This window comes from Mesorhizobium sp. NPDC059054 (genome assembly GCF_042739215.1).
In the GTDB taxonomy this organism is placed as follows: Bacteria; Pseudomonadota; Alphaproteobacteria; order Rhizobiales; family Rhizobiaceae; genus Mesorhizobium.
Genome location: NZ_JBHYHV010000005.1, coordinates 221,027 through 237,636, shown reverse-complemented (window position 1 = coordinate 237,636; position 16,610 = coordinate 221,027). Strand labels below are relative to the sequence as shown.

The window sequence follows — 16,610 nt, the reverse complement described above, 5'->3', positions numbered from 1 at the left end:
CGTGATGACGAGAACTATGTCTACCCCATAGCCCTCCGGGGCCCTCCTTTTGCGAAAGAGGCGGCTCAGAAGGCCGACTGCTAGCAATTCGACACTCAGCCACCGTCTCGTGCGATACTTCCATGCAACCGACCATACGCGGGAACCAAACCAGGCGCGTTAGACTGGAGCATACGAACTATCGATGCGTGACGCTTGGTCGGAGTTGTTTGAGCTTCGATCTCCGCGATTCGCGCCTTCAAACCGTAGTGCTCCAGCAACGCATCAAGGTCGTCGTTCGATAAGTTGTTTATTGCCGTATCCACCTTCCGCGCCATCCTTATCGACATCGCGATTAAGCTGGATACATCCTTCAAGGTTGGCTGGCCGATTTCAAAATCTTTGAGTAGTCGGTCGACCGAAAGTCCTGCGAAATTTTTCTCGATCTCTTCGGATGCTGCCCGCAGGTTCTTCTCTTGTTGAGGCAGGAGCGAAGCCTGAGAGCGTGGGTGAACCACCCGATTTCGCCAGTGAATTAGCAACGCAGCACCAGCGATGAGATAACTTTCTGAACCGAGCACTTCAGCAGCTACATCGGCAAGTTTTTCTGCACGCGACGTTTTGCTATCCCAACCGCTACGGACAGAACTAAAGCGAGGCAGTCGCGCCGAAACCAACACAAATTCAGAGAGCGCTTCGGCCACGCGAACGAGAACAGCCTCGACCAAAAACCTTCGTGATTTACGAGCGGCAGCAGTCCGGTCATGCGGCTTCCAAGAAATGTTCAACTTTTCCGGCTTCTCGTGGCCTTGTTCAACAGCATCGAGACCAACCACAGCCGTATTGAGATTGGCTACCGCCTCACCCACAGAGCTGAGGAAATCCTTCAGTGGCTGGACTGGGCCGACGGTGACGGAAGAACTGGCGGCGCCGTTGGGGTTCGAACCCACACTACCTGCTTTCAACACGCAATCCTCTAATCGGCAGGGGTGCTTCCATTACACTATGACGCCACACGCCGTTGTAACGCCTGCCGCTCTGATTGTCACGAATCGCGAACACGCCGGTAGTAGGCTTTCAACGCTTCAACTGGCATGGGCTCCGTGACGCGGCCGACCATTATGATGAAATTCCGCGTGTTGAGTTTGATATGGTCGCGCCTGCGTGCCCCTCAAGCGTTACTAAGGCACGCCGGCATTTTATACTTGATGGATTTTTGAAGTCACCCAGCAATCACAGATCACATGAAGTATTTTCTGTGAAAAATTCAGTGTTCACAAGCAGAGATCCGCTCTCACCGAAATCTATAATCGCCAGAAGACCGGCATCTTCCAAGATCTTGCTGATGCGATTACTCGCACGACCGAATATTACCTCCAAATAAAGCAGGCGACGATACATGATATCAGCCCCGCGTTCGTCAAGGTCGCCCGGCCATGCGCCATTGTGAAAGAGTCGATGGATAAAGAAATCTCGTTTGTTTTTGACCCATTTAAGATATTCGAGGTTGGACGTCTGAATTCCGTGCTTGGCAAGAATGGAAATCAAGCTGCCGAGCGTTGAGCTTTGTAAGTTCGATTGCTTTTCTAAAAGCTTCCGCCATGTTTCTGTATCATCTCCCAATACTGTCGCAACTTTTATCTTATCGCACATTAGCATGAGGCTAGTTATTGTACTCTCTAGATTCGATATTGCGATAAATGTAGAGCCGATTTGGTAGCAGTAATGGATACGCATTACATTCAAGTCGCTTTCATCTACCAACAACTTTCGCAACATTTTGCGGTCAACGTTCGCGTTCGCATTTTTCAGAATTTCAAGCAATTGACGATCAAATTAGCCAACGCATCCCATAGTGCCGTCAAATGCTCCGGTGAGGGCGCAAAGTCTTTCGAATGGATGTAGCGGTGTAAGGTGTCCGCTGAAAACAGGCGATCATCGTGCTGGAATTTCTTCATCTCCTTGAGATACTTGGCGTCGATCTTTCTCTTCTCATGAAGGTCCTCCGCGACCTTTAGAGCGCGTGTCGCAAGCTTGTCGCTCAGAACGACCAGCTCCGTTTGCTCGATGTAATTATCAACCGAGAGTTCGAGCAGGACCCGCAATAGCACCGAGATCGCATTGGGATGCTCGGTGAGAACCAAGCGAAACTGCAATTCCTCCCAGATCGCGCGAACTCGCTGGAGGCGTCCCGGCCACGGAATCCCGTAGTCGGTTCGACTTATCAAATTGACTCTTCGCATCGGTGCGGGCTCTGGAGCCGAACGCGGTGCTGGGGGATTTGGGGCAGGATGCGGTGCCACTTTCGGCTTTGGCTTCACAAGGCTATCTTTAGCGCTTGGCAGTAAGCCGTCCGCCTCCAGTTTATCCAAATAGGCTCGCTTGCCTTCGACGTCCCATATATCTCCCAGCACAATCTCGCGTTTCGCAAGATCGTCCGCAATGCGTTGCAGCGCCTTCAGTACGACAGGTTCTCGATGTGTATATTCTAAGCGCCCTCGGTTGATACTGAAGCCAACTCGGTTGCGGAAAGCTTCCGACGACAGAAGCCGGTTCATTGTTGAACGTGGCAGTTTCCGACGGGATGGGGACATGCCTGCAGCTGCTAAACGCTTTTCGACTTCGTCAGCTACACTGACTGCATTTCCCTTGCCGGTGCGATTCACAAAGTTGGCCTTCATGCGGTCATCCCACGTGCTCTGACCTACGCCGGATTGGCTGCCCGTGTGGCGGCGAAACAGGATGTCGTCGACACGGTCGCGGTCCGGTTCGATTTGACACATGATTTTATCGGACGGACCACCTTTCCATTTCTCTTTGAGAGTAGAGAAAAACTGCTGAAGCTCCGCGTTTGGCGCGCGCCGTGGATATTCAAGGACCTTAAGGCACGTAACCCGGCGATTGCCGTCGAAGACGACAAACTTATCTCCATCGGGTGATACGAGGGGCGGCTCATACACCTCACCCGCCTTCACAATATCGCGGGCAAGCGCTTTCATGTGCGCTTCTCTGTTGTTGAACAACCAAGCAATGGCAGCGGTCTCGTTTTCGAGTTCACCATGCCTATCATTCGCACGATTGATCATCAGATCAACGACAGGCAGAAGTCTGTAAGCCATTCGCCCCTCATTTTATACATGTGATATCTATACATTTATGATTGAAGATTAATACCGAGCAACAAGATGATGAATTTATGTTAGACGTCAGCGATACCGACCTCAACACTTCAAAACTTAGGTGGTGAAATCGGGTAGACCGGCTGCTGGAAGGGTGCCGGCGCAGGGTCGGGATTCATTTCTTCCCAAATGGTCACAAAAACTTGTATGAGCGCGATTAATCCCACTACTGCCGTAAGTCCGGCCAGAATCCACTGAACCCGCCCGTTGTCTTCGTGTCGACGCTCTTCCTGCTCATATTGGTCGAGGGTCGTCAAACCCTTGCCGGTCAGTTTGTAGCCGCCCGGGGTGCGTTGCAAATCACCAGTTTCGGCGAGAGATCCGAGAACTAAGTCATAGTAGTTGAAAGATGCATCGCTGTATGGATGGTTGAAAGAGCGTGTCCCATATAGGACAGCCATAAGCCCATTAGGGCCGGTCACGTAGCTTTCCTGGGTGACGGAGTTTTCGAGAAAGACTCTCAACACGCGTATACGGTCACGGCGAGCCAAGCGACGGCGATTATAGAGTGCCTGTACGCTCCAGTACCACGCTACTCGCATTTTCGGGATACGCAACGTTGTGCTGATCAAAAACCAGATTGGCGAGCTATATCTAAACTCGAAACCCTTGTAATAATATAACGCTTGCAAGGCATATTTTCGTAGCTCCGAATTAGATATGGCGTGATCGAACCCCGCTTCTCCGGGCTTAACCCCATCGAAGCTCAGGCCTCGCACACCATCGGGTAGCAGCTCACGAAAGAGGAATGCCCAGCTGTCGGGTTTGGCTTTGTCTATGAGACCAAGTTTGAAAAAGTCGTTGCTGTAGGAATCCGGCGCAGAAACTGACACCTCCCCGGGAGCAGGCCGCGAAGCGACTTTCGCCATCGCTCGCCGATAGACCTTAATTTTGAAACACTCACTCCAGTCCATACCCAACCCGCCTATGGATCAAAAATGCTTCAAGATTAGCCACTGGTCCCCCCGTCAAGCCTGGGAGGACAGCAATGATTGATATTGATGTTCTTAATTCTTTTCGCCATCGCTAAAGGATTTCTCTAGGTAGTCGAGAGAGATACACAGAGCGTCGCTGCCGTTTCCTGTTTGAGAAGCAGGATCAGTCGAAGCTGCCGAGGAAGTGCCAAATGAATGCCAATCTTCCTGTACCGACAATCGAGCAGCTCGCACGGATGGCACCGGAATTGAACGCTTGGACCCGCATGGCCGCTCGCGCTTACGGCATGTATTCGGGCACCAACGACGCGCTGAAAAAAACGCGAGACAAGATTGCAAATGCGAAAGAGCGCGCCGACGAGATTCGGCAAGAAATGATCATGATGACCATGGTTCGGCTGTTCGCTGTCATGGACCGTGAGTCCGAAATGTCTTTGCAATCAGCTTACCGGTTTCTTAAGCATCCCAACGCCCTGGAAGAGTTGGCGCGGTGCTATTCCGGAAAGCAGCTTCCAAGCACAGACGTTCAGTCTACGTGCGCCCAAGCACTCGATAAATTCTTGGCCGTTTACCGGAAAGTGGATTTCAAGAGCTTTGGCCGAATCCAGTCATTCCGAAATGGGCAGATCGCTCATCTGACTTGGCCGGAAGTGAACAAGGCAAATGTCACATATGGCGAAGTAGAAAAAATGGTGCGCGCGTGCTGCGAACTGGCAGGCCACCTAACTTTAATGATCTCTGGAAAAAATGACTGGCCTGAAGACTACCTCAACGAGGCGCACCATGAGACTTATGAATTCTGGGTTGCGGCCATTCAACAAGACGCCAACGGCCGACTGGATCCTGGAACGGGGAGTTAGCAAAAGACTACAATCCCAAACTAATGGGAATGTAACTCGGAACGCGACAGAAGACAGCTACTTGGAAGGGAACTACGGAGAGGGAGATGTGCTTTCGCAAGCACATTACTGGCCAATGGAGCTCTAAGCTCCAATAACGCCTTCATCAGCCCGTTCTAACCATTGAGGTAATTGAAATCCCCTAGTTGGATCGAGAGGTCGACCAATTTCATCCTCTGGCCAGCGATGGGGAATCCAAGAGCGCACACCATTATCGTCGAGGATGGCAATCTGCACATATCCACCGATGGCCGCCAATAATCCATTTTCGTCGCGACCGCAGTCTTGGCGTCCTGCACAAATCCATCGCACTGCGGCTTCGAGCAGGTCATCGCAATCATTCGCGCCCAACCGAGCCATGGTTGCTGTTGTAGGAGCACTTGACGCCCACATGAACTCGATCCGAGAAAGCGTCCACGGAGGAATGATCGTGACTTCCGTTTCGCCGGGGACCAGGCTTTCCTTCGGATAGCTCATGCAACGATATGCTTCATACTGCTGACGAAGGTCAGACCAGCCGCCGAGCGCAATGCACATTTTTGCGTAGGAAGCATGAGGAAGGTTCAACTCCTCAAGGGCTCGCTCGTGAATTTCACGGCAATCATCAACCACGCCTTCGAGAAGCGAGTCGAAATCCACATACTTCCCTTCGGTTGCATATGCGAAAAACCGGCCTGCTCCCGCCATCCCCGTAAAACCCAATATGCAAGGAAGCTCGGGCATGAGCACAAGCTTTGAAACCAAGCCGACGACGTTACCACTGACCGGCTCGGTCGCGACACCGTCACCTGCGAATACAATTACCCCGGGATCAACTCCCACGAACACCATGCTCATGATGATTTCCTGATAGGGAGCTGAGCCGCCCCCTTGCCTTTTGGAACAGCGCAGTTGCTTGCAATATGCTGCGATTCTCGTTCATAGCCCACGGCTAATGTTGATCATGACGCCTTAGCGCTCATGAATAGCGGACATGCAGCGTCTTGCTCTCGGGCTTCAGCCAATAGTTTTGGATGAAAGTTGGAAATCTGCTCAGGGTGTTGGTCGATCATGCACAGCATCGAACGGCGTAAGCATGCGATAGGAACCTACCGGAAACCGCTTAATGGATGCGGTACTCCTTCGCATCTTCGCCTATGTCATGGCCGAAACTTTGCAGCCCCACACGAAGATGGTCGGTACGTGGCGAGGCGATGAAGGCCAACATGCGCAAAATCTAGCAGCCCGATCAGGTCTTCTTTGACCTGCTGCCGATAAGGAGGCGATCACCGGGATCGTCCGCGAGATCGCGGGAAATGCAGCAGCGAACGCGCACCTGGCGCTCCCGCGCCAAGGTGCAAAAGAAGATTGTTGGCGACTGCCTCTCCGGCGGCCTCGGGAAGAAGGCCGAAATTGGCTTCCCCGCCACATGGAGTATCCAGCGCGGAGCTATCGCTAAAATTGGGATAGGCTGCACGCAAAAGGCCGCCTTTTCCTTGCCATTCGCAAACCCGGTTGGAGCGCAATATCTAGGTCTTCAGTACAACTCGCGCAAATGGCGGTTGACAGTGAATCTCGGGAAAAATGGAGCGGTGCGCATGCCGTTCATCAGATCCCAGTACATCGATCGGATCAGGGGATTGGTGATTTCGGCAGGTACGTCGTAACCGTACATTTGAGCGCCTGCCAGGACTTTCGTCGGCGTATAGGACCGCTCAAATTCCGTCCTGAGATAGCGATAAATCCCCCACCGTATTTCATTGAGATGCCATGCGACCGTGGTCGCGGATGCCATGAAGATGTTGTCCTGGAACCATTCCTGAAATTCAGGGATGACGAGATAGCATTGCCCTTCGTCGATGTCCGTTCCGTTGTCGGCGAGGATCGTACGTATCTTCCCCACGATGTCACCGAGCCGCGTGAAGCCATGCTTGGAGATCGTCCCGCAAATCTTCAGGTAGCTCATACGCCGTACGCGCAGCGTTCCTTCACGCTCGATCGAGGGCAGCCAGACTTTTTCCACCACGGCAAACCCATCCAGCCATTGCGCGAACATCTCGATCGAGGACGACAGCAAACCGGTGTCGCCAGAAAAGAGGGGCGCGGATGCCAACCGGTGGAGATGTCCGAGATAAGTCTTACCGAGACTTCCTTCGCCTGTAAGTTTTACAAGGCCGAACGTTCCGTCGCGGGGGAGGGAAAGAAAGTCGGCAAGCATGATCAGGAAGAGCTTGCTGGCTTCCTGGGTTTTGAACATCAGGATCGCGTCTTAAACCCGGTGGTTCTTTTCGAAATGGGCATAGTGCACCATCGAGCCGATCAGGTCCCAGACGGCGGCCAGGGTGACGATCTCCCGGTCCAGTGGCGAGTAGGTTTTGGCTGAAGCTTCGGAAGATCCGGTCATTGCTGATCGTAATACAGCGCGGGTCGGCGTTTCTATCTAACGTGCCGTGCGGATTGCGCCTGCCCACTCATCCGAAACGATCGCGCAGGACCGCCAAATCAGGCGGGTAGCAATAGGCCTCGTCGCTCATTCGGCAGTATGAACGCCGACCCGTCAAGGACACGTTACGAGTATGATCGCGCGACACTCGTTGCACCAGCCTTCACGATCAAATATCTCGAAGGTCGCAATCTGTACGGCGTCGTGCGGATTGCCGTCAAGAGCTTACAGATCCATCATTTCTGCAAAGGGCTTTCTGTCGCACAGCCTCAAATAGCCCGAAAATTAGCACGCCTCAAAATCTCGCCCTGGCTAGGTGTAAAAGGCCAACTGATCTAGCGTCAGCAGGGCCTGTAGCGCCCTCACCTGCGTATAGCTCTCGGCATCCGCCTCACCGTGCCCAACCGCATGGCGTGAGCTTGCCTTGCCGGTCCGCGCCTCGGGATCGAAGTCCGCAAAAGTATGAGATTGCAGATAGCGGGCGAACGCCGCTGGAAAGAGCAGCGTATCGGGATCGCCCGATTTTAGTTCGGCAGATTCAACCGCAAATCTCAACAGCGCCTTCAGTCGCGCACCCTTCCCGTGCGTGTTGCGATACGCATCCCGGAGGATGCCTTCAATCTCGGTTAGGGCGATTTTAAGTACGGCGACGGAGTCGCCCGCGCCGAAATTGTTCAGAGCCGAGCGCAGGACGCGCTCCTTTCCGGCAAAATGCGGCTTTGCCATCCAACGGACAAACATCCGCTCGATGCGCTCAGTACCAAACGACGCCAGCAGCTTGCTCTCGGCTTCTCCGAGCTCGAAACCGGCCTGGCAAGTTCTCACCAGTTCGCCGAACTCCGCACTCAGTATTTCAACAAACGGAAACCAACCCGCGTCGATAAGCCGTCCGAAAATCGCCTCGTCGGCAATGGCATCATAAAGATCACGGTACTTGAGGCGTCGAAAGAGCGTGCCAAGATCCCGCTCCATTTTCTCGATCGAAAGATCCCCATCGTGGTTGAAATCGAAGAACAGCGCAAAGCGCCAGCCCTCGCGGAAGACGCACAAGATTCTGTCCTCTTTGCCGATCTCCACAAGAGGAAAAGACATTGCGGTTACGTCTGCTATGTCGTTCTCAAAGACAGGCTCGCCAGCTTCAACGGCCCGTTTGGTCCGGATATTGATCGAGACGGCCGCTTTATCCAGCCATAGATCACCTGTATTATCGGGATGAACAACAAGCAGTACAAAACTAGCTCTCGTCAGGCTTGCAACATGCCCGACCTGGGCGGCGCGATACTCGATATGGGCGTTCAGGCCCTCCACAATCCGGTGAAAAGGCTTATCGTCAGACGTGAGATAAAGCCGTGTCCAGATTTTGACGTTTTGCCCCTCACGCGCAGCTTCCGCGGTTACGCCGTTGAGCATCAGCTCTGTCAGTTTGATCGGCTCGCCAACATTGCCGGCAAGTACTGCTGTGTGTCGCGGAATAGGCGGCGCGGAAGATTCGGTCATGCAGATCGCATCATATCCTGGCTTCGCTCCTGCGAAAGAGCCGCCGACAGTGTATCGTCTTCGAAAAACTCCGGGAGCATTGCCGCCGCAAGTGGAGGAAGATCGACTGGGGCAGCGATACCATCGCCAATCGAACATGCACACGATGTTCAGCGCGGCAGGCCGCATCCAATTCATCGCCTCGACATGCATTGCCCAGTACGCTTGGACGGCGCGGTTACGCACATCCGTGCTCACCGCGAAGCGCCGCCGAGCCCGCTGTTTCTGCCGCTTCGCTCGCGCTTCCAGGCGCTTCTGACGACGCAATTCCGCCTGATATTCCGCGTGTTTGCGCGCCGCGTCGTTGCCTGCGAAGTACTTCAGCCAGCGATCGAGCGTGTCCTTCGTCAGGCGATGCACACGGCAATATTCCGTCCGCGTCAGGCCGCTGCGCTACCACGCCTCGACGTGAACAACCCAATAAGATTGCCGCGCATGGTTCTCGAGATGTCCCAAATTCACGGGAGATCCTCCATACTACGAAGGAGTCCGATATGTCACTCGAATGCACTACCCAATCTGGGTGCAGAGACCGGACGCTTACTCACGACCGAGGGATTGCTGCCCGTAATCGGCAGACTCCGGCGCCAGCGGACACAGCGGGTTCCCCTGCTACAGTTGCCGCCGTCAAACCACGCAGGAGGCGGCTGATGGAGTTCTTTTGTGGACTGGATGTGGCGATCGAAGAGACGGCGGTGTGCGTCGTCGATGATCGGGGTGCGGTGCATTTGACGGTGAAGGTCGCGAGCGAGCCGGAGGCGCTGTTTGCGGTGCTGAAACCATTTGTGTCGCGTCTGCGGCGTGTCGGCCACGAAGCGGGTTCCTTGTCACCCTGGCTGCATCCTGTTGCGCCAAACTCCGTTGTAATGCGGAAATTCGATCGGCGTGCTCAGCGTTGAAGCAGATATTTATGACGGCGGCCATCTCATTCACCTTGTTGGAGGAGCCGTTAATGCATTTTCTCTGTATTGATCAATTTGCGCTGCGCAACCAATCCATCGATCGTAGCAGCTGCAGATTGCTCGACGGAAGCGGCCCCTTTTGGTGACGTGCCAACTATGGGATGCGATCGATCTGTTTTTAAAGCGACAGAGCTGGTGTAGTTGCAATGACTGGGGAGTTTACCGATCTATGCCCGGATCGGCATTGCTCTGGATCGATTTCCTCTCCCAAAGCAGAGATGAGAGACGACATACGGTTGCGCACGCGCGGAGGAAGACGCATCAGCCCTTCGATAACGCGCCTGCCTTCGGCGCTCGCGATGAACTCCAGGCGTTCGTCGATCGGAAGGAGCAGGGCAGTTGCTTCGCCATTGCCCGGTAGTCCGTCGAAGAAGCGGCTGACGGGAACATCCAGCGCGCGGCCGATCTCATAGAGCATGGATGCGCTGACCCGGTTGCGCGCGTTTTCGTATTTTTGAAGTTGCTGAAAGCTGATGCCGATCGCTCTGGCCAGTTGCGCCTGCGAGACGTCCGACTGGACGCGCACAGTGGCGATTTGCCTGCCGACATGTCGGTCAGCCGAATGTGGGTTAGCCTGGTCTTTAGATGCCAGACCGGTTTGAAAACGTTCCAGCAAGGCTTCACCTCTGGGATTTGCGCTGCCCTTCGGATTTCAGAGCGTATCAATGTCCAAGCCATGCAGGCGTGCGAGATCATTCCGCACTGCGCGGATGTGTGACCATGGGAAATCGTCGGGGTCCTCCCTGTTCTCTGCCTCGCAGAGGATGACGGATAACTTGGCCAGCACGACGTCGATTGTTAAGGCTGGCGATCGTAGCAGATCATCCAAAATAGCCTGTTCGAGAGCTTCTGATTGCCGGATCATTGCATCCATTCTCGAATAGCCGATCTGGTCGTCCATCGCATCCCAGCGCGCTTGGTGGGCGGCAAGGTCGGCAGAAGCCCGACTCTGGATAGCATTGTCTTCAGGCAAATCGTTGATGGAACGGATGGTCACTTCGCCGCCGTTGCTACGGCGCTCCTGTATACTTGGAAATCCAATCGTCCTGACGAGGTCTGCCTCCAGCGATTGCTGCTTGCGGCAGAGTGCCAGTGTATTATCGTGCATTTCCCGCCACCTCTCGCACAAACGAAAGGAAGGATCTTCTCGCAATACCTTGCGCGGCGTATTCTCATGCGCTGAGAGGCCGAATGGCCACGTGATACTTGCCGCGGCCGCTCCCGTCATCAATCGCCGTCGGGTGATCGAGGGCAAAATCCTCCCATCGTCGGAACCACTCATGATCCGATCTCCAAGCCTGAGCGTGGTCGGTGGATACGGCCAAACGTGGCGGCATCAGGAAATATCTGAATTTAAGATAACTGAAAATCAGATATAAAGGAACCCCCCATCTGAATTCAGTTGGGGGGTTAAGTGGTCGATACACTTGGTACGGATCGGCACAAAGCTCTGATCGCGCTACTTATCAAGAAGCGTGAAGCGGCAGGGCTTACCCAAGTCGAGTTGGCAGCGAAGCTCGGCCAATACCAATCGTTTGTAGCTCGCTTGGAAAGCGGACAACGACGTGTAGATGTCGTTGAGTTCATGAAACTTGCCGAGATACTCGGTTTTGATGCTTCGTCAGCCATCAAGAAGTTATTGGGAGTACCAGGTTGAGTGGCGGGGAGCCCGCGGCCTGGCTAGCGCAAAGCGACAATTGGCGGAACCGGTAAGGTGCCATCCAGTTTCTCGCACTTTACCGGTTCAATCTGACCCATCGGCCTCATCCTTTGGCCGCCATCGAATGGGATCGGCAACCCACAGATTGATCTCGGATTCGTGCCAACCTGCTCCATTGACGCTGATCTTGATCTGGGCCGGGAACGTGCCCTCGGCGATCTTGCGATAGATGGTGGATCTAGACAGCCCGGTTCGGGCAAGGACGGTCTTGAGACGGATGATACGATCCGGTTCGCGCATGACTGGCTGCCTCCTGCTGGTTGTTGCCGACTGTCGTGGGGACCAGATGGGGCAGGCTAAGACGGCCATGCAAGACCGGCTTTGGTCGCGTCGTAGCGTGGCGCAGAAGCGGTGGTAAAAAGGCTGGATCTAGATTCCGATACCTCGGCCCCTGCCAAGATCGATGCCATGCATGAAGGCGAGTTCAGCGCCGAGGCGGCGACCCGATTCGAAAGAGATGCCGAGCGCCTTCTTGTGATTGGCAAGGATGGATTCTAGCTGCGGATCGCGTTCTAGGCTTTTGGCCATGTCGCCCAGGGCGGAGCGTGTGGCCCTATAGCCGGCGATGTCGCCCTGTCTGTATTGGCGCTCGCTGGTCTGGGCGAGCTTTTGCCAACGCTCCACGAAGCGCTCGGCTCGGCGGCTAGGATCGATGCTGGCGTCGCGGCGCCTTCCGGTACGAATTTCCGTTTCGAGTTGCAGTGCACGAATGGCGCGATTGACCCTGCCAGTCGCTGCCTCGCGGGCAAGCCTGGGGTCCTTGGTGTAAGCCGCTTCGGCATCTCGCCATCCGTCGGACCGCACCGTTTCAAAGGCATTGCGGGCCTCGTTCAGTTCACGCATTTGATCGGGGTTGGACACGTCTCCGGTATTTAGAATGGCGACGATGGCCCGCGCGTGCCGGGTGAGGGCGTCGGTGCGGGCCTTGCGCAAGATCGCTTCCGGGTCCTGCGCCACCTCTCGTTCCGGCATCGGGGTGCCGCGCTGAACCTGCCTGCCGGCGCGCTCCCGTTGCGGCCGTTGTCCGCTGTCTTGGCGTGACGCTGCGACCGCGGCGGAGCGCGATTCGTCCAGCAGGCCGCCGATCCTGTTGCGCAACGTCTGCGGCACGATCCCGCGTACGATCTCAGTGACGCGAGCGCGGAAGCTGATGCCGCGCCGCTCGGCATATTCACGCACCGGGTCGATCCGCTTGTAATCCGATGCCATATCCTTGGCACGGTCGCGCGACAGTGTGCGCGCGAGCCGGTCTGGGTTGGCAAAATCATCGTTGCCGTAATGCAGGTTCACACCGTCGCGATGGCGCGACAGGGCGACATAGGCGCTATGCGCATCCATGCCCGGTGTCGCAAGTACATAGGTGCGATCAACCGTCATGCCCTGCGCCTTGTGGATGGTGGCTGCATAGCCATGGTCGACACGGTCATAGTCCTTGAAGTCGAAGGCAACGGATCCGCCATCGGTGCGCACCGTCATGGCCCACGTATCGACCTTTTCGATGGTGCCGAGCGTGCCGTTCTTCACGCCAAGCCCGCGCTCGTTTTGCAGGAACATGACGCGATCGCCGCTGGCGAAGTGGCGCCTACCGCGATCGACGGTGACGCTGACCTCATCGCCAAGATCACCCGCCTCGCGCATGCGCTCGCGCGCTGCCTCGTTGAGGATGCGCACCTCATCATTGGTGTGCGTGAGGATGATGCGGCTTCGGTCTGGCTGCCGCTGCCGCTCGCGGTCCCAGCGCTCGATCAAATCCTCTCGCGCTTCGTTGCGGGTTGCTGCTTCGTGCACCATGCCGTGGGATCGGTATGCTTCAAGTGCACTGCCGATCCTGGCGGTTGCCAGATCGCGTGTTGCGTCGCGTTGCCAGTCGTCGCGCTGGCGGCGTACCTCGCCGATCTCTGCGCCGCCATGACGCTCATGGATTGACCGCAAGGCAGCACCCGCCTCGATGGCCTGCAACTGCTGCGGGTCACCGACCAGTACGATCTTTGCGCCGGCCTCAGTTGCATGGGAAAGCACGCGCTCCATCTGGCGCGTGCCGACCATGCCTGCCTCATCGATGATCAGCACATCGCGTGCCGACAGCATGTCGCGGCCCTGCTGCCAGCCATGCTCCATGCTGGCGATGGTGCGCGAGACTATGCCGGATCCGCTTTCGAGATTCTCGGTGGCGATGCCGGAAAGCGCAGCACCGCGGACGCGATAGCCGGCAGCTTCCCATGCCTCGCGTGCCACGCCGAGCATGGCGCTCTTTCCCGTTCCGGCATGGCCGATGACGAGCGCGAGATCTTGCCCATCCGTGACGTGGGCCACCGCGTCCTGCAGCTCACCGGAAAGCAGCAGGCCGCGCTGTTCGGCACGTGCCAGCGCTGCTGCCTGGTTGTTGTAGTCGATCGCATGGCTTTCGCGTTCGGCCATGCGTTCGGCTGCAGAGTACATCCGCTGTTCGGCCGCGATCATGTCGCGCGTGGTGAAGCGCTCCATGCCGCGGCCGTCGCTACCGAGCTCGACCAGGTCGGGCGAACTCGCGATGGCATTCATCACCGCGTTGAACTGCTCCAGTCCATCACTGTGGCGGTGTGCGAACAGCGCCATGTCGCGCCGCGTGAAGGTGGATTGCTGCTGTGTGATGGCATCCAAAGCCACAGCGGGATCGGCAAGGATGCGCGCGCCGTTGTTGCGCGCGATCTCCCGATGCAGTTCGGCGCGGTCGGCGACGTCGACAGCCTCACCTTCGACACTACGTGTCTCAATGCGCTGTGCCGATGCGCCGATCTGGCTCTGTGGTTCGAGGTCGATACTCTGTGCTTCCAGGCTGCGATGGTCGATGCGGGCGTCGATATCGAGATCAGCCAGACGCTCATTGGCAAGCTCAGCCCAGCGTTCGCGCCAGCGCTCGATCATCTGCGTGCTGTTCCAGTCCCGCACCTTCGGGCCAAAGCCGTCCTCATCGACCGAGCGCATGGCGAGCATGACATGGGCATGAGGTTTGGCCATGCCATCCTCGCCGATATCCCAATGCACGTTGAGATCAGCGATCATGCCGGCATCAACAAACTGCGCCTGCACGAAGTCGCGGGCCAGTTCGATGGCTTGGGCTTGGCTCAACTCGCGGGGCAGCGCGAACTCCACCTCGCGGGCAAGCTGCGCGTCCTTGCGCGTCTCGAAGGCTTCGACAGCGTTCCAAAGCCGTTCGCGATCGCTCCAGTGCTCGGGCGCATTATCAGGCAACAGCACCTGCGAATGCACGACGCCGCGTTTGGCTGAGAAGTCATGGCTGCGCTCGATCCGCTCGTCGCGCAGCCGTGAGGCCGAGCGGTACGCAGCAGACGCCACCGCACTTGAGCCGGCCTTGCGGCCAATGACCTTCACGTGAAGATGATAGATCGCCATCGCGATGGGATCATCAGCACGATAAAGCGCACGTCGGAACGACGTATAAGCGCGCCCTCCCTCGAAAAATTCTCGGGATGGACCGGCGTGTCTCAGACCGGCTCAATGACATGGCAGCCTTCTGCGGGGCGCTCAGTTATTATCGCAACATCGACAATTCTCTGGATGAAGGACATCCCCATGCGCAAGCCACGCGACTACGACGCCGAACTGAAAGCGCTGGAGGACAAGGCTGCAGAACTCAAAACGCGCAAGGTGCAGCAACTGGGCGAACTGGTCATCGCCACGGGCGCCGACAGCTTCAGCGCCGACGAACTCGCTGGTGCGCTGCTGGTTCTGGCCGAGACGAAAGATGCCGACAGGCGGGATGCTTGGGCCAAGCGTGGAGCGGCGTTCTTTCGTGGCAGATCGCGGCGATCTTCAAGAGCATCTGACCGCGACACTGGTCGCGCTCAAACGCAACCAGGCAGCGCGCAATCGTTGTCAGGCGGCACTGGCGCGGTTTGACATGCGTACATGGCAGATCGAACGCCGTAAACGCACGCGACACCTCATCGAACTCGGCGGACTTGTCGTCAAATCTGGCATTGTCGACCTTGTCGGTGACGATCGTGCCATGATCTACGGCGCGATGCTCTGGATCGCCGACAAACTGCAAAGGGACGATGGTGAACGAGCGAGAAAGCTCTGGGCCGGAAGGGGGAAGGAAGCGTTCAATGCGCAATACAAAAGCAAAGCATTGGCTGGCGCGAAGCGTGCGGATTTGCCGTCAGCTCCGTTCCCTTAGAAACCTGATCGGGAGCTGCCTCGTCGATATAAAATGACCAGGTGGGGCGCAAATAGCTAGAGCACGCTACACGCGTTCTGATCGCGTCATCGCATCGAATTCGAGATGAATCTTGAATAGGTGATAGGGCGCCAGAGAGCTCCGGTTTTCGGCGCTCTGACAGCCGAAATCTGTGCGGAACTTGGAAACCGAAAGAATACCGGACCGGGGCCCTATGAACCGCTGACTTATTCCGTTGCTAAGGCAGAGAGCAGGGTAGGGGACCGACGCACGTCGCTCTCACGTTCACAAATCCTGCGAGCCTCGGTGAGATCAGGCCTCAGCTTTTCCTTTGCCGCGACGCCTGATGCTAGGTTTTCTACCGAGTCCCAACTTCTTCGCAAGTTCTGACCGTTGTGCCGAATAGCTTGCCGCCACCATCGGGTAATCCGGCGGTAGGTTCCACTTGGCACGGTATTCCTCTGGAGTAAGGCCAAGCGTCGTCAGGTGCCGCTTCAAGGTGCGATACTGCTGACCGTCCTCGAGACTGATTAGATAGTCGTGGTGGATCGACCTCCTAACCGAAACGGCCGGCTTCGGGGGCTCAGATGCTGGTTCAATCTGAGGCCGTTTGATGTGCCGCAAGCTGTTGGCAACGCTCGCAATGACGATTGGCAGATCGGATACAGGAACTGGATTGTTGCTAACGTATGCTCCAATGATCGTCGCTGTAAGTTCTGCAATAGAAACATTGGAATGTTCGGTATCTTCGGCCACTTTTTGCTCCCCGTTTATAGGTTCGCTCTCCCTAGCCGAGAA

17 protein-coding genes, 1 tRNA gene and 1 pseudogene are annotated in these 16,610 nt (G+C 56.2%); 5 read left to right on the top strand and 14 right to left on the bottom strand.

Features of this window, described 5'->3' with window-relative positions:
- Positions 1-95: 95 nt before the first annotated feature.
- The 5 genes from ACFWXH_RS22150 to ACFWXH_RS22130 all read right to left on the bottom strand — a co-directional run bounded on the left by ACFWXH_RS22150 (position 96) and on the right by ACFWXH_RS22130 (position 4,072).
- A complete protein-coding gene (locus tag ACFWXH_RS22150; RefSeq protein ID WP_379123499.1) occupies positions 96-944 on the bottom strand; it encodes a hypothetical protein in 849 nt (282 codons plus the stop codon).
- Positions 902-992 (bottom strand) — tRNA-OTHER (locus ACFWXH_RS22145). Before ACFWXH_RS22145 ends, ACFWXH_RS22150 begins: the two co-directional genes overlap by 43 nt.
- Before the next feature lie 220 nt (positions 993-1,212).
- Entirely contained in the window at positions 1,213-1,803 is a 591-nt protein-coding gene (locus ACFWXH_RS22140) for a hypothetical protein (RefSeq protein ID WP_379123498.1), read from the bottom strand.
- Entirely contained in the window at positions 1,788-3,098 is a 1,311-nt protein-coding gene (locus ACFWXH_RS22135; RefSeq protein ID WP_379123497.1) for a hypothetical protein, read from the bottom strand. Before ACFWXH_RS22135 ends, ACFWXH_RS22140 begins: the two co-directional genes overlap by 16 nt.
- A gap of 110 nt (positions 3,099-3,208) precedes the next feature.
- The gene (locus ACFWXH_RS22130) at positions 3,209-4,072 is read right to left on the bottom strand and encodes a hypothetical protein (RefSeq protein ID WP_379123496.1); all 864 of its coding nucleotides are present in this window, start codon (positions 4,070-4,072) and stop codon (positions 3,209-3,211) included.
- Positions 4,073-4,284: 212 nt separating this feature from the next.
- Between ACFWXH_RS22130 and ACFWXH_RS22125 the strand changes: the two genes are divergently transcribed.
- Positions 4,285-4,953: a hypothetical protein gene (locus ACFWXH_RS22125; RefSeq protein ID WP_379123495.1), complete on the top strand. Its 669-nt coding sequence runs from the start codon at positions 4,285-4,287 to the stop codon at positions 4,951-4,953.
- Between the two features lie 123 nt (positions 4,954-5,076).
- On the opposite strand, the gene ACFWXH_RS22120 is transcribed toward ACFWXH_RS22125, so the two are convergent.
- The 4 genes from ACFWXH_RS22120 to ACFWXH_RS22105 all read right to left on the bottom strand — a co-directional run bounded on the left by ACFWXH_RS22120 (position 5,077) and on the right by ACFWXH_RS22105 (position 9,310).
- Entirely contained in the window at positions 5,077-5,829 is a 753-nt protein-coding gene (locus tag ACFWXH_RS22120; protein ID WP_379123494.1) for a hypothetical protein, read from the bottom strand.
- Between the two features lie 679 nt (positions 5,830-6,508).
- Entirely contained in the window at positions 6,509-7,228 is a 720-nt protein-coding gene (locus ACFWXH_RS22115; RefSeq protein WP_379123493.1) for a hypothetical protein, read from the bottom strand.
- A 12-nt stretch (positions 7,229-7,240) separates the two neighbouring features.
- On the bottom strand, positions 7,241-7,375 hold the full coding sequence (locus ACFWXH_RS22110) for a hypothetical protein (protein ID WP_379123492.1): 135 nt from the start codon (positions 7,373-7,375) through the stop codon (positions 7,241-7,243).
- Positions 7,376-7,726: 351 nt separating this feature from the next.
- Positions 7,727-9,310, bottom strand: coding sequence for a hypothetical protein (locus ACFWXH_RS22105; protein WP_379123491.1), 1,584 nt, complete (start codon positions 9,308-9,310; stop codon positions 7,727-7,729).
- Between the two features lie 290 nt (positions 9,311-9,600).
- Here ACFWXH_RS22105 and ACFWXH_RS22100 point away from each other — a divergent pair.
- Positions 9,601-9,795: pseudogene (locus ACFWXH_RS22100) on the top strand (IS110 family transposase); the annotation flags it as partial.
- Between the two features lie 235 nt (positions 9,796-10,030).
- On the opposite strand, the gene ACFWXH_RS22095 reads toward ACFWXH_RS22100, so the two are convergent.
- A complete protein-coding gene (locus ACFWXH_RS22095; protein WP_379123490.1) occupies positions 10,031-10,528 on the bottom strand; it encodes a helix-turn-helix domain-containing protein in 498 nt (165 codons plus the stop codon).
- A gap of 36 nt (positions 10,529-10,564) precedes the next feature.
- Positions 10,565-11,194, bottom strand: a complete 630-nt coding sequence (locus ACFWXH_RS22090) for a hypothetical protein (protein WP_379123489.1) — start codon at positions 11,192-11,194, stop codon at positions 10,565-10,567.
- A gap of 132 nt (positions 11,195-11,326) precedes the next feature.
- Between ACFWXH_RS22090 and ACFWXH_RS22085 the strand changes: the two genes are divergently transcribed.
- The gene (locus ACFWXH_RS22085; RefSeq protein ID WP_379123488.1) at positions 11,327-11,569 is read left to right on the top strand and encodes a multiprotein-bridging factor 1 family protein; all 243 of its coding nucleotides are present in this window, start codon (positions 11,327-11,329) and stop codon (positions 11,567-11,569) included.
- Positions 11,570-11,656: 87 nt separating this feature from the next.
- Here ACFWXH_RS22085 and ACFWXH_RS22080 read toward each other — a convergent pair whose 3' ends face one another.
- Together ACFWXH_RS22080 and traA are read right to left on the bottom strand one after the other, a co-directional pair.
- The gene (locus ACFWXH_RS22080; protein WP_379123487.1) at positions 11,657-11,872 is read right to left on the bottom strand and encodes a helix-turn-helix transcriptional regulator; all 216 of its coding nucleotides are present in this window, start codon (positions 11,870-11,872) and stop codon (positions 11,657-11,659) included.
- Between the two features lie 129 nt (positions 11,873-12,001).
- Entirely contained in the window at positions 12,002-15,025 is a 3,024-nt protein-coding gene (traA, locus tag ACFWXH_RS22075; protein WP_379123486.1) for a Ti-type conjugative transfer relaxase TraA, read from the bottom strand.
- 180 nt (positions 15,026-15,205) lie between these two features.
- On the opposite strand from traA, the gene ACFWXH_RS22070 reads away from it, so the two are divergent.
- Positions 15,206-15,532, top strand: coding sequence for a conjugal transfer protein TraD (locus ACFWXH_RS22070; protein WP_379123485.1), 327 nt, complete (start codon positions 15,206-15,208; stop codon positions 15,530-15,532).
- A 1-nt stretch (position 15,533) separates the two neighbouring features.
- The gene (locus ACFWXH_RS22065) at positions 15,534-15,812 is read left to right on the top strand and encodes a conjugal transfer protein TraD (RefSeq protein WP_379123820.1); all 279 of its coding nucleotides are present in this window, start codon (positions 15,534-15,536) and stop codon (positions 15,810-15,812) included.
- Positions 15,813-16,124: 312 nt separating this feature from the next.
- Here ACFWXH_RS22065 and ACFWXH_RS22060 read toward each other — a convergent pair whose 3' ends face one another.
- Complete coding sequence (locus ACFWXH_RS22060) at positions 16,125-16,568, bottom strand: MucR family transcriptional regulator (RefSeq protein WP_379114379.1); 444 nt, start codon at positions 16,566-16,568, stop codon at positions 16,125-16,127.
- Positions 16,569-16,610 lie beyond the last annotated feature (42 nt).

Excerpts from the sequence above, each read along its gene's own strand:
- ACFWXH_RS22110 (WP_379123492.1), bottom strand. The coding sequence starts at position 7,375 with ATGACCGGATCTTCCGAAGCTTCAGCCAAAACCTACTCGCCACTGGAC.
- ACFWXH_RS22120 (WP_379123494.1), bottom strand. The coding sequence starts at position 5,829 with ATGAGCATGGTGTTCGTGGGAGTTGATCCCGGGGTAATTGTATTCGCA.
- ACFWXH_RS22070 (WP_379123485.1), top strand. The coding sequence starts at position 15,206 with ATGCGCAAGCCACGCGACTACGACGCCGAACTGAAAGCGCTGGAGGAC.
- ACFWXH_RS22130 (WP_379123496.1), bottom strand. The coding sequence starts at position 4,072 with ATGGACTGGAGTGAGTGTTTCAAAATTAAGGTCTATCGGCGAGCGATG.
- ACFWXH_RS22080 (WP_379123487.1), bottom strand. The coding sequence starts at position 11,872 with ATGCGCGAACCGGATCGTATCATCCGTCTCAAGACCGTCCTTGCCCGA.
- ACFWXH_RS22125 (WP_379123495.1), top strand. The coding sequence starts at position 4,285 with ATGAATGCCAATCTTCCTGTACCGACAATCGAGCAGCTCGCACGGATG.
- ACFWXH_RS22065 (WP_379123820.1), top strand. The coding sequence starts at position 15,534 with ATGCGTACATGGCAGATCGAACGCCGTAAACGCACGCGACACCTCATC.
- ACFWXH_RS22135 (WP_379123497.1), bottom strand. The coding sequence starts at position 3,098 with ATGGCTTACAGACTTCTGCCTGTCGTTGATCTGATGATCAATCGTGCG.
- ACFWXH_RS22090 (WP_379123489.1), bottom strand. The coding sequence starts at position 11,194 with ATGAGTGGTTCCGACGATGGGAGGATTTTGCCCTCGATCACCCGACGG.
- ACFWXH_RS22115 (WP_379123493.1), bottom strand. The coding sequence starts at position 7,228 with ATGTTCAAAACCCAGGAAGCCAGCAAGCTCTTCCTGATCATGCTTGCC.
- traA (WP_379123486.1), bottom strand. The coding sequence starts at position 15,025 with ATGGCGATCTATCATCTTCACGTGAAGGTCATTGGCCGCAAGGCCGGC.